General features: G+C 71.7%; 10 protein-coding genes. 5 read left to right on the top strand and 5 right to left on the bottom strand.

All coding sequences use genetic code 11. The annotated features are described in order from the left end of the window. Nucleotides 1-152 precede the first annotated feature (152 nt). The 4 genes from ACF1G2_RS10395 (at nt 153) to ybaK (ending at nt 4184) form a co-directional block, all read left to right on the top strand. Nucleotides 153-1754 carry an oxidoreductase gene (locus tag ACF1G2_RS10395; protein WP_391797877.1) on the top strand — a complete coding sequence of 534 codons (1602 nt, stop codon included), beginning with the start codon at nt 153-155 and terminating at the stop codon, nt 1752-1754. A gap of 139 nt (nt 1755-1893) precedes the next feature. Next, a complete protein-coding gene (locus tag ACF1G2_RS10390; protein ID WP_391797876.1) occupies nt 1894-2901 on the top strand; it encodes a hypothetical protein in 1008 nt (335 codons plus the stop codon). Nucleotides 2902-2936: 35 nt separating this feature from the next. After that, nucleotides 2937-3674: an LON peptidase substrate-binding domain-containing protein gene (locus ACF1G2_RS10385; protein WP_391797875.1), complete on the top strand. Its 738-nt coding sequence runs from the start codon at nt 2937-2939 to the stop codon at nt 3672-3674. Nucleotides 3675-3686: 12 nt separating this feature from the next. Beyond that, the gene (gene ybaK, locus ACF1G2_RS10380; RefSeq protein WP_391797874.1) at nt 3687-4184 is read left to right on the top strand and encodes a Cys-tRNA(Pro) deacylase; all 498 of its coding nucleotides are present in this window, start codon (nt 3687-3689) and stop codon (nt 4182-4184) included. Between the two features lie 70 nt (nt 4185-4254). On the opposite strand, the gene ACF1G2_RS10375 is transcribed toward ybaK, so the two are convergent. From ACF1G2_RS10375 to ACF1G2_RS10360, 4 genes are read right to left on the bottom strand one after another with little or no spacing between them, the layout of a single operon-like run. Next, nucleotides 4255-4875, bottom strand: coding sequence for a DUF2567 domain-containing protein (locus tag ACF1G2_RS10375; RefSeq protein WP_391797873.1), 621 nt, complete (start codon nt 4873-4875; stop codon nt 4255-4257). Nucleotides 4876-4909: 34 nt separating this feature from the next. Then, a complete protein-coding gene (locus ACF1G2_RS10370; RefSeq protein ID WP_391798131.1) occupies nt 4910-5788 on the bottom strand; it encodes an ABC transporter permease in 879 nt (292 codons plus the stop codon). Nucleotides 5789-5792: 4 nt separating this feature from the next. Next, the gene (locus ACF1G2_RS10365; protein WP_391797872.1) at nt 5793-6773 is read right to left on the bottom strand and encodes an ABC transporter ATP-binding protein; all 981 of its coding nucleotides are present in this window, start codon (nt 6771-6773) and stop codon (nt 5793-5795) included. 28 nt (nt 6774-6801) lie between these two features. Further along, nucleotides 6802-8082: an NYN domain-containing protein gene (locus tag ACF1G2_RS10360; protein ID WP_391797871.1), complete on the bottom strand. Its 1281-nt coding sequence runs from the start codon at nt 8080-8082 to the stop codon at nt 6802-6804. A gap of 226 nt (nt 8083-8308) precedes the next feature. Here ACF1G2_RS10360 and ACF1G2_RS10355 point away from each other — a divergent pair, with 226 nt between their 5' ends. Beyond that, nucleotides 8309-8479: a hypothetical protein gene (locus ACF1G2_RS10355; RefSeq protein ID WP_352190524.1), complete on the top strand. Its 171-nt coding sequence runs from the start codon at nt 8309-8311 to the stop codon at nt 8477-8479. Nucleotides 8480-8570: 91 nt separating this feature from the next. Here ACF1G2_RS10355 and dnaE read toward each other — a convergent pair whose 3' ends face one another. Further along, on the bottom strand, nt 8571-12110 hold the full coding sequence (gene dnaE, locus ACF1G2_RS10350) for a DNA polymerase III subunit alpha (RefSeq protein ID WP_391797870.1): 3540 nt from the start codon (nt 12108-12110) through the stop codon (nt 8571-8573). Between the last annotated feature and the right edge of the window lie 35 nt (nt 12111-12145).

The raw sequence follows: 12145 nt of genomic DNA, 5'->3' as shown, positions 1-12145 counted from the left end.
CACAAGCGTCGGACGTCCGTATCACTGGCTGATACGAGCCACAGTGGCGTCTAGTCGCCACAGCTGACCGTTAGCGTTCAGTCCGTCACTCAGCGGGAAGAACGGCTGTACGAATCCAGGGAAGCGGGTTCGTGGAAAGCGAGGGGGCGGCAGTGACCGAGCCGCACGAGGACGGAATGCCGGACGGTCTGACGAGCCCGGAGCGGGCCATGTGGCGGGCTTTCCGGATCGGCAGGAGCTGTGATCTGAGCGAGGGGGACGCGGCACGGGACGACCCGTTCGGGGCGGAGGCGTGGGGCGAGCAGCGCAGTGTGCGGGCCGAGGTGGTGGCGCTGCTGCTGCTCGACGGCCCGCAGGCCCGGGCCGGGCGGGTCGCGGCGCTGAAGCTGCGCGGCGTGCGGATCACCGGCGTGCTCAATCTGGCCGGCGGGACGATCGACCCGTACGTGGAATGGAACCGCTGCCGTTTCGACCAGGAGATCGTGCTGCCGGAGGCGCGTTTCGGCACGGTGCGGATGGTGGAGTGCGCGATCCCGCGCCTCGAGGCGGCGCGGCTGCACACGGAGGGGGATCTGCATCTGCCGCGCTGCCGCGTTCAGCGCGGGATCCGGCTGACGGACGCGCAGATAGGCACCGATCTGCTGATCAACCAGATCCGGGTGTGGCCCGACCGGCGCGGCCGGGCGATCACGGCGGACGGGCTGGTGGTGGCGCAGGACCTCCAGGCCGAGCTGATCGAGACGTACGGCGAGCTGAGCCTGCGCGGGGCGAAGGTGGGCGTGTCGCTGAGCCTGCGGGGCAGCGTGCTGCGCGGCGCGCAGCAGCGCCGCGCGCTGAACGCGCCGCAGCTGACGGTGGAGCGCTCGCTCTATCTGAACGCGGCGTGGGTGTACGAGGGCTCGGGGAACTCGACGGCCACTCCCCCGTACGGCGTGGGGTACACCCCGGTGCGCGGCGCCCGGCGAAAACCGGTGGAGTGCCACGGCGGGGTGCGCCTCGACGACGGACGGTTCGGCGACGCGGTGGACCTGCACTACGCGCGGTTCATGCTGAACGGTGCGAGCCGGGAGGAGGTGTCGCTGCGCCGGATCGCCACGCCGGAGCTGCGGTTCAACGGGGAGCGCCCGGAGGAGGGGCGGGTGGTGCTCAACGGCGCCCGGGTGGTGACGCTGATCGACCTGTCCACGAGCTGGCCGGGCCCGGGCGGCCTCTCCATGAACGGCTTCGTCTACGAGAACCTCGTGCCGTACGGACACTTCCCGCTGACGCGCCGTCTGGAGTGGGTGGCGGCGGCGACCCCGGAGTACGCCCCGGAGCCGTACGAGCGGCTGGCGACGGTGCTGCGCAACAGCGGGGAGGACGCGGACGCCCGGGTCGTACTGCTCGCCAAGCAGCGGCGGCGCCGGGAGACGCTGCCGGTGGCCGGGAAGCTCTGGGGCTATCTCCAGGACTGGACGGTGGCGTACGGCTACCGGCCGGGCCGGGCGGCGCTGTGGATGGCGGTGCTCTGGGCGGCCGGGGCGCTGGCGTTCTCGCGGCACGACCCGGTGCCGCTGAAGGCGGAGGAGTCGCCCCACTGGAACGCCACGCTGTACGCGCTGGATCTGCTGCTGCCGGTGATCAATCTCGGCCAGGACGGCTACTGGCGGCTGGAAGGCCTCTGGCAGTGGGTCGCGACGGCGCTCATCCTGCTCGGCTGGGTGCTGGCGACGACGGTGGCGGCGGGAGCGTCGAGGCTGTTGCGACGGGGGTGACGGATGGGGCGTGGGGGGCGGATTGTGCCGACTCCCACCCCTTTCTTTACGCTGTCTTGACCTCCCGCAGGACAACTTTCCTGCCGCTACCAAAGCTTCACAGTCCCCCACTGGCGCCGCCCCCACCTGCGGTTTTTGAATGGTCCGCACGATGTCTCTGCTCCGCGCCCTGATCGGCACCGCCCGGATGCTCCGGCTTGCACCGCGGCTCGACGCCGCCCTGCCGCCGGACGACGACGTGCTGCTCGACGCGCCGGACGACAGGCTCGCCCCGGCCCTGGTGGCGGCGGCGCTCGCCGACCCCGAACCCGCCGCGAAGCTGCTCGCGACGACCCGGGACGCGGCCGAATGGGAGAAGCGCGACCGGTACGTGGCGCGGCTCGCCACCTTCGCGTACAGCCGTGACGGGTGGCTGGCCCACTGGCTGGCCGTCTCGCCCCGCGACCCGGACGCCCTGCTCGTCAAGGCGGAGCTGGCGGTGCGCAGGGCCTGGGAGTCGCCGGCCCGCTCCGAGCGGCTGCGCGAACTCGGACCGCTGATCGACGCGGCCGCCGAGGCCTCGCCGCGCGACCCGGTGCCGTGGCGGCTCGCCCTGGACCACGCTCGGGGCACCCATGCCGGGCACACGGCCTTCGAGGCGCTGTGGGAGCAGGCCGTGCGGCGCTCACCGCACCACTACGGCTGCCATGTCGCCGCGCTGCGGTATCTGTCGGCCCAGTGGTACGGCTCGCACCACGAGTGCTTCGACTTCGCGGAGGAGGCCGCCGCGGACGCGCCGCCGGGCTCCCTGGCCCGGGCGCTCCCGGTCAACGCGGCCTTCGCCCGGCTCCTCGCCGGCGACGGCCCGGTCCACGACGACCGGACGGACGCCGCGGCGGACCGGGGCATCGCACTGTCCGCGGAGTTCCCCGAGGGCGACCCGTGGGCGGCCGAGGTCCGCAATCTGCTGGTGTACGTGCTGGTCAGGCGGGGACGCTGGGCGGACGCGCTGGAGGAGTTCCGCAAGATCGGTCCGTACGCGACGACCTTTCCCTGGGGGCTCGTCGAGGAGGATCCGCTCGCGGCCTTCCTGGAGACGAGGGACCTGGTGCGGGCCGAGGCGGGCCGCACGAGGGCACTGCGCGGAGCCGGAGCCGGACGGGCCTGACGGGGTGCGCCCGACGGCCATTACTCTTGACCGCTGTGACCACCGCCAGCCTGCCACTCTTCCCGCTCAACGCGGTGCTGTTCCCGGGCCTCGTGCTGCCCCTGAACGTGTTCGAGGAGCGGTATCGCGCCATGATGCGCGAGCTGCTCAAGACCGACGAGTCGGAACCGCGCCGGTTCGCCGTCGTCGCGATCCGCGACGGCCGTGAGGTCGCGCCGACGGCGCCGGGGATGCCGGACCAGACGGCGCTGCCGGAGAAGGGGCCCGCCGCGGGCTTCGGCCCCGACCCGATCCAGGCGTTCCACCGGGTCGGCTGCATCGCCGACGCGGCGACGATCCGGGAGCGGTCGAACGGCAGCTTCGAGGTGATGGCGACGGGGACGACCCGGGTGAAGCTGCTGTCGGTGGACGCGACGGGGCCGTTCCTGGTCGCCGAGGTCGAGGAGATCCCGGAGGAGCAGGGCGACGAGGCGGGCACGCTCGCGGAGGGTGTGCTGCGGGCGTTCAGGAGCTACCAGAAGCGGCTGGCGGGGGCGCGGGAGCGGTCGCTGACGACGAGCGAACTGCCGGACGACCCGTCGGTGGTGTCCTACCTCGTCGCGGCGGCCGCGGTGCTCGACATCCCGTCGAAGCAGCGGCTGCTGCAGGCACCGGACACGGCGACGCGGCTGCGGGAGGAGCTGACGCTGCTCCGGTCGGAGACGGCCGTGCTGCGGCATCTGCCGTCGCTGCCGGCGGTGGAGCTGACCCGGGCGCCGACGAGCCCGAACTGACGGAGGAGCGCGGTGGCGAAGAAGCAGAAGAAGCAGACGGGCGGCACCCCGGCGACGGTGGCCCTGACGACGGCCGGCGTGACGTTCACCGTCCACTCCTACGACCACGACCCGGCGTCGCCCTCGTACGGCGAGGAGGCGGCGGAGGCCCTCGGCGTCTCGCCCGACCGGGTCTTCAAGACGCTGGTCGCGGACGTCGACGGCGAACTGACGGTCGCGGTCGTCCCGGTCGCCGGGCAGCTGGACCTGAAGGCCCTGGCCTCGGCGGTCGGCGGCAAACGCGCGGCGATGGCGGATCCCGCCCTGGCGGAACGTACGACGGGCTACGTCCGTGGCGGCATCTCCCCGCTGGGCCAGCGCAAGCGCCTGCGCACGGTCCTGGACGCCTCGGCCTCGGCGCACGCCACGATCTGTGTCTCGGCGGGCCGCCGTGGCCTGGAGGTCGAACTCGCCCCCCAGGATCTGACCAGCCTCACCACGGCCGTCCTCGCCCCCATCGGCCGCGCGTAGCGACCGGTCCGAGCCCTCGGGCCCGGCCCAGGCCTCCAGGCCCAGGCGGGTCAGGACTCCTCTTGGCGGGTCAGGACTCCTCGGGCCAGTCCGGTTCCGGGTCCCTCGGGCCGAAGAGCGCGGTCAGGGAGAGGTGGACGACCATCGCCGCGAGCGGCCACGCGAGCATCGCCCCCGCCCACATCTGCAGCTTCAGCGGAGCGTCGAACTGCACCCCGGCCCCCACCTCGCGCGCGTGCGCGACCACGTCGTGCGTGGGTCCCAGGGCCGTGCCCACGCCCCAGCCGAGCAGTGACCCGAGCACCCCGCCCGCCGCCAGCGCGAGCACCAGCGCCACGCCGCCGTGCCGGTGGAACAGGAAGACGAGCGCCGCCGCCACCGCGCCGAAACCGAGCGCCAGCAGGACGAACGTCCCGTCCGCCCCGACCGCCGACTCGCCCTCGCTGTTCCGCAGGAACACCGCCTTGCCGTCCGAGATCAGCGGAACGCGCGGCGCCAGCCACAGCCACAGCAGTCCCAGCGCCGCCCCGGCGACCGCCGAGACCGCGGCCACCACCCCGGCCTGCCGGAGCTCCTTGGCCACGCTCGGGGCACCGTCCCCGGAGTGCTTCGGCGGATGGTGCGCCGGCCAGCCGTGCGGCGGCACGGCGTCGTTCGGCGGCTGGTGAGGCGGTGTCAGAGGTGCGGTCACACCGCCATCGTGCCAGGTACGGGAACGACCCGCCTCAGCGGACCGCCGCCCGCCGGTACGCCCAGGTCGCCACCGCGAGCGAGACCACCCCGACCGCCCCGCAGACCGCGAGGTCGAGCCCGACCGCCGCCCAGTCCGGGTGCGCGTCGAACGTCCGGGCCAGCGCCTCCACGCCGTACGTCGACGGCAGCAGGTCCCGTGCCCAGCCGATGGGTCCAGGCAGCCGGTCCGCCGGCAGCACACCGAGCAGCAGCGCGGCCGACATGCCCAGCTGGCCGAGCAGCGTCGCGAGCTCCTGACGCGGTGCGAGCAGCCCGAGCGCCGCCCCGAGACCGGCCAGCGCGGCTCCCGCCAGCGGCACGACCGCCGCGAGGATCCACAGGTGACCGAGCGGCAGCCCGAAGAGCAGCGAGCCGATGACCGCGGTCACCACGGTCCCCGGCACCGTGAAGGAGGCGTACGCCCCCGCCGCTCCGAGGACGACCGCGGCGGGCGGCACCGGCAGCGTGGCGTAGTGGTCGAGGCCGCCGGTCGCCCGCAGCTGCCCGAAGTACTGGGCGAGCAGGTTGAGCGCGACGAACGCGACCACGAGCACCGACGAGCCCGCCACGACGGCGCGCGCCTCCGACCCGCCGTCGACGACACCCCGCATCAGGACCATGATCCCCACGGACTGGAACGTCGCCACGAAGAGCAGCGGTATGCGGGAGACCCGGGCACGCGACAGCTGTGCGCGGTAGACGGCTGCGAGTGCGGGCAGCAGCCGGGCGCGCGGCGCGAGCGGCGCGGCCGCGACCGGGTTCCCGGCCGCCGCTCCCGCGGCCCGGGCCGCCGGGCCCTCGGCCGATGCCTGTCCCGGCGCCGGTCCCGACGCCGACGCGGCCTGGGCGGGCACGATACTCACTCCGTACAGCTCCTCACGCCTTGACCAGCCCCTGCGTCTCGCCGCCCAGCGCCAGATACACGTCCTCCAGGCTCGGCGTGGCCAGTGTGAAGTCGTCCAGGGCCGCGAACGCCGCCCCGCCCGTCACGGCCGCCACCGTCGCCCGCGCCTCGTCCGGGGCGAGCCGGAGCGTCCAGCGCCGGCCCGACTCCTGGGCGAGTCCGCGCAGCGCGGCGACCTCGGGCACGTCCAGCGGGGCGCGCTCGCGCCACACCAGATCGACCCGGATCTCGCCCGCGACGCGTTCCTTGAGCCCGGCCGGCGTGTCGCAGGCGATGACCCGGCCCCGCTCCAGGACGGCGACCCGGTCCAGTACGGTCTCGGCCTCGATCACGTTGTGGGTGACGAGCAGCACGGTGGTGCCGTGCTCGGCGCGCCGCCGGTCGACGGCGGACCAGACGGCCCGCCGGGCGATCGGGTCCATGCCGGTGGTGGGTTCGTCGAGGACCAGGACCGGCCGCTCTCCCACCAGGGCGGTCGCGACGCAGGCGAGCCGCCGCTGTCCGCCCGAGAGCTTCTTCAGCGCGCGGCCGGCGAGCTCGGTGAGGCCCAGCTCCTCCAGGACGGCGTCCGTCGCGGCGCGCGCGTCCCGTGCGGTCAGCCCGCGCAGCCGCCCGGTGGTCTCGGCGGCGAGCGCGACCGTCAGCTCGTCGAGCGCGGTCGACTCCTGTCCGAGGTAGGCGAGCAGGCGCGCGGCGCGTTCCGGATGGCGTACGAGATCGTGGCCGAGCAGCTCGACCGTTCCGGAGTCGGGGCGCATCAGCCCGGTCAGCTGGCGGACCAGCGTCGACTTCCCGGCGCCGTTCGGCCCGAGCAGACCGAAGATCTCGCCGCCGCGGACATCGAGGCTGATGCCGTCGGTGGCGCGGATCTCGGGGGTCGCGGGCGCCCCCCTGCGGGCGCGCGCGGCGGGGTACGTCTTGACCAGATCCCGCACCACGCACACCGTACTCACGAGGGATGAGCCTACGGGGTCCCCCGGCCTACTCCCCCGCGGGGGCGCGTTCCGCGGCGGCCCGGACGTCGATCTCGCGCCAGAACCCCGCCCGGATCGCGTACCGGTCGTGCTCGTCGATCTGGTCGTCCTTGTGCGCGAGCAGGCCGAACCTGGCCGCGTAGCGGAGCAGTTCGCCGTCGATGCGGTGCGGGATCCTCGGGTACATCACGGAGAGCTTCTGGACGTGGCTCTGCTCGGGGAGCCGCTCCATCCAGCGGCGGGCGAACACCTGCCCGACCTCGAAGGGGTCGCCGCCGACGGTGGTGATGTCCTCCTCTCGGTCGGCCCATCGCTGCTCGGCGCTGGTGAGCTGGGCGAGGGTGGGCAGGGAGGCCGTCTCGGGCGGCTCGCCGAGCGCGCCGCCGGGGCGCTCGATCCAGCCCTTGTCGGAGGACCAGCGGAGCGTGGCGTTGGTGGCCGGCGGGGCGGCGGGGCCGCCGGGCCCGCGCAGTCCGGCGAGGTCCTTGGGTGTGGGGACGCCCCGGCCCGCGGCCGGGGCCGGAACGGCGGACGCCGGTCCGCCCTCGGTGTCCGCGGGCGCGGAGTCGGCGGGGGCCGACGCCCCGTTGTGCACGGAGGCGGCTTCCGCGGCCGCCGCCGCGGCGGCGCGCTCGGCGGAGGCGGCGAGCGCCGACTCGGGCAGCGGGGCGGAGAGGATGGCGGCGATCTCGGGGCGCGGGGCGGGCGGGGGCGCGCAGAGCCCGCTGAGGTCCTTGGCCCGGACGGCCCGGGTGATCCAGGCCCGGTCGAGGACGCGGCGTTCGTCGGCCTCGGCGACGAGGTCCTCGGACTGGTTGTAGTCGCCGTCGGCGGCCTGCACCGCCCAGAGGTGGACGGCGACGCCGTGCTCCTTGGCGGACATCAGGCCCGGCAGCAGATCGCCGTCGCCGGTCACCAGGACCACGTCGGAGCAGGCCCGGTTCCTGGCCAGCTCGGTGAGCTCGGCGTGCATCGCGGCGTCGACGCCCTTCTGTGCCCAGCGGCCGTCGCTGCGGGTCAGGGCGCCGAGCCGGACGGTGACCCGGGGCATCACGCGCAGCCTGCGGTGCTCCGGCTGGGGCACGCGGTCGGGTGCGCCGTCGAACCAGTAGATACGGAGCAGGGGCTGTTCGGTGTCCGCCTCGGCTCGTTCGCGCAGGCCCTGGATGAGGGCGGCGTGGTCGACGGTGATCCGGGAGCGGGCCGGTTCCCCGGCGAGAAGGCTCGCGGCGGCGCCCAGCAGATAGCCGGCGTCCACCAGAACGACGCAGCGGTCCACGTGTTCCACCCTCTTTCGGGAACCTCGGGATCGGAAGTTGCTTCGGATTTCCTTCGAGTCTGCCCGAACGTGGGGAGGTAGACCGTCGGAACTGGATCATCGGCGTGGCGAATATCACTCCGCGACCTCCCGGCACTCCACTCACTGTCGGTAATGATCCAAAATGCGACGGTTCACCCCATGTGTGAGTCTGACAGCGGCCCTGGCCCCGAGATCCCTTTGAGGAGGCATCACCATGGCCAAGAATCGAAAGCAGAACCGCAGTCAGCAGTCCTCGCAGGCCGAGCGCGGCGCCCAGCAGGCGCAGCAGTCCTCGATGGAGTCGCAGGCCGAGCAGCGCGCCTCCCAGGTGACTCCCGGCGACATGGCCCGCAAGGGCCGGCAGAAGCGCTTCGGTCACAACTGATCGCGCGTAAACCCCGGAAGGGGCGCACCCGTGACGACGGGCGCGCCCCTTCCGCGCGTGCGGCCCCGGCGTCACCGCCGGGTTCCGGGCGTCAGCCGGCCAGACAGGACGGGCCGAGCAGCACCTTCAGGTCGCCGAAGAGCGCGGGGTCGGGCTGGACCCGGTGCCGGTCGAGCCGCAGGACGGTGGTCGTGCGCGGGCCCTGGAGTTTGATCCGTACCTCGGTGTTGCCCTTGTGGTGGCCGAGGATCTCGCCGAGCCGGCTGACCATCGGCGGGGTGACCTTCACGGTCGGGATGGTGAGGATCACGGGCGCGTTGGTCCCGGCGTTCGACAGGTCGGGGACCATCAGCTCCATGGCGACCAGCCGGGGCACGTCCTCGCGCTTGTCGAGGCGTCCCTTGACGAAGACGACCGTGTCCTCGACGAGCTGGGTGGACACCAGCTGGTACGTGGCCGGGAAGAACATGCACTCGATGGAGCCGGCCAGGTCCTCGACGGTGGCGATGGCCCAGGCGTTGCCCTGCTTGGTCATCTTGCGCTGGAGGCCGGAGATGATGCCGCCGATGGTGACGACCGCGCCGTCGGAGTGCTCGCCGCCGGTCAGCTGGGAGATCGCCGCGTCCGTCTTGTCCGAGAGGACGTGCTCGATGCCGAAGAGCGGGTGGTCGGAGACGTAGAGGCCGAGCATCTCGCGCTCCTGGGCGAGCAGGTAGGACTTCTCCCACTCGAGGTCGGAGAACTCCACGTCCAGGCCGAAGCCGGGCTCGTCGCTCGCCTCGTCGCCCATGCCGCCGAAGAGGTCGAACTGTCCCTCGGCCTCCTTGCGCTTGACCGCGACCACGTTGTCGATCATCGGCTCGTGGTGGGCGACCAGGCTCTTGCGGGTGTGGCCCATCTCGTCGAAGGCGCCGGCCTTGATCAGCGACTCGATGGTCCGCTTGTTGCAGACGACCGCCTCGACCTTGTCGAGGAAGTCGGGGAACGTGGAGTACTTCCCCTTGGCCTTGCGCGACTTGATGATCGACTCGACGACGTTGGTACCGACGTTGCGGACGGCGGAGAGGCCGAAGAGGATCACGTCGTCGCCCTGGGCGGCGAAGTTCGACTCGGACTCGTTGACGTTCGGCGGCAGGACCTTGATGCCCATGCGGCGGCACTCGTTCAGATAGACCGCGGACTTGTCCTTGTCGTCCTTCACCGAGGTCAGCAGACCGGCCATGTACTCGGCCGGGTAGTTGGCCTTGAGGTACGCCGTCCAGTAGGAGACCAGGCCGTACGCGGCGGAGTGCGCCTTGTTGAAGGCGTAGCCGGCGAAGGGGACCAGGACGTCCCACAGGGCCTGGATGGCCTCGTCGCTGTAGCCCTTCTCCCGGGCGCCCTTCTGGAAGAGGACGAAGTTCTTCGCCAGCTCCTCGGGCTTCTTCTTGCCCATCACCCGCCGGAGGATGTCGGCCTCGCCGAGGGAGTACCCGGCGATGATCTGGGCGGCCTTCTGCACCTGCTCCTGGTAGACGATCAGGCCGTAGGTGACCGCGAGCACTTCTTGGAGCGGCTTCTCCAGCTCGGGGTGGATCGGGGTGATCTCCTGCTGCTTGTTCTTGCGCAGGGCGTAGTTCGTGTGCGAGTTCATGCCCATCGGGCCCGGCCGGTACAGGGCGGACACGGCGGAGATGTCTTCGAAGTTGTCGGGCTTCATCAGCCGCAGCAGCGAGCGCATGGGGCCGCCGTCGAACTGGAAGACGCCGAGGGTGTCACCGCGCTGGAGCAGTTCGAAGGTCTTCGGGTCGTCCAGCGGCAGGGCGAGGAGGTCGAGGTCGAGCCCCTTGTTGGCCTTCACCATCTTGACGGCGTCGTCCATGATGGTCAGGTTCCGCAGGCCCAGGAAGTCCATCTTCAGCAGGCCGAGCGACTCGCACTGGGGGTAGTCCCACTGCGTGATGGTCACGCCGTCCGTGTGCCGCACCCAGATCGGGGCGTGGTCGACGATGGGCTCGCTGGACATGATCACGCCGGCCGCGTGCACACCCATCTGCCGGACGAGGCCCTCCACGCCCTTGGCGGTGTCGATGACCTTCTTCACGTCGGGCTCGTTCTCGTACATCGCCCGGATCTCGCCCGCCTCGCTGTAGCGCGGGTGGGAGGGGTCGGTGATGCCGTTGAGGTCGATGCCCTTGCCGAGGACGTCGGCGGGCATCGCCTTGGTGAGCCGGTCGCCCATGGCGTACGGGTAGCCGAGGACGCGGGCCGAGTCCTTGATGGCGTTCTTCGCCTTGATCTTGCCGTACGTGCCGATCATGGCGACCTTGTCGGAGCCGTACTTCTCCGTCACGTACCGGATCACCTCGACGCGCCGGCGCTCGTCGAAGTCGATGTCGACATCGGGCATGGAGACGCGCTCGGGGTTGAGGAACCGCTCGAAGATCAGTCCGTGCGGGATCGGGTCGAGGTCGGTGATGCCCATGGCGTACGCGACGATCGAGCCGGCCGCGGAGCCTCGGCCGGGGCCGACGGCGATGCCCTGCTTCTTGGCCCACATGATGAAGTCGGCGACGACGAGGAAGTAGCCGGGGAAGCCCATCGAGATGATGGTGTCCATCTCGTACTCGACCTGCTTCATGCGGTCGTCGGGGATACCGCCCGGGAAGCGGCGGTGCATGCCGCGCATGGTCTCCTCGCGGAACCAGGAGACCTCGGTGTAGCCCTCGGGGATGTCGAACTTCGGCATGAGGTTCTTCTCGACGAACATGCCGTCGGTGCTGACCTGCTCGGCGACGAGCAGCGTGTTGCGGCAGCCCTCCTGCCAGGCGTCCGAGGAGTCGACGGCGTACATCTCGTCCGTGGACTTCAGGTAGTAGCCCGTGCCGTCGAACTTGAAGCGGTCCGGGTCGGAGAGGTTCTTGCCGGTCTGGATGCACAGCAGCGCGTCGTGGGCGGTCGCCTCGTGCGCGTACGTGTAGTGCGAGTCGTTGGTGACCAGCGGCGGGATGCCGAGCTTCTTGCCGATCTCCAGGAGCCCGTCGCGGACGCGCCGCTCGATCTCGATGCCGTGGTCCATCAGCTCCAGGAAGTACCGGTCCTTGCCGAAGATGTCCTGGTACTCGGAGGCGGACTTCAGGGCCTCGTCGAACTGGCCGAGGCGCAGCCGGGTCTGCAGCTCGCCGGAGGGGCAGCCGGTGGAGGCGATGAGCCCCTCGGACCACTGGGAGATGGTCTCCTTGTCCATCCGGGGCCACTTCTGGAGCCAGCCCTCGGCGTACGCGTCGGAGGAGAGGCGGAAGAGGTTGTGCAGTCCTGTGCTGTTCGCCGCCCAGATCGTCTTGTGGGTGTAGCCACCCGAACCGGAGACGTCGTCCCGCTTCTGGTGCGGCTGGCCCCACTGGATCTTCCGCTTGTTCCGCCGGGACTCCGGGGCGACGTACGCCTCGATGCCGATGATCGGCGTCACGCCGGCCTTCTTGGCCGAGTGGAAGAAGTCGTACGCCCCGTGGAGGTTGCCGTGGTCGGACATGGCGATGTGGGTCATGCCCATCTCGTTGCACGCCTCGAACATGTCCTTGAGCCGCGCGGCACCGTCCAGCAGCGAGTACTGGGTGTGTACGTGAAGGTGCGTGAAGGGCGGCTTGGTCACGACGGCATGCCTCCGATGAAATTCTGGGGGGACAG

Source organism: Streptomyces sp. NPDC013457, from assembly GCF_043089925.1.
GTDB lineage: Bacteria > Actinomycetota > Actinomycetes > Streptomycetales > Streptomycetaceae > Streptomyces.
The sequence above is the reverse complement of the archived record's forward strand: the minus strand, read 5'-3'. Positions and strand labels throughout refer to the sequence as shown.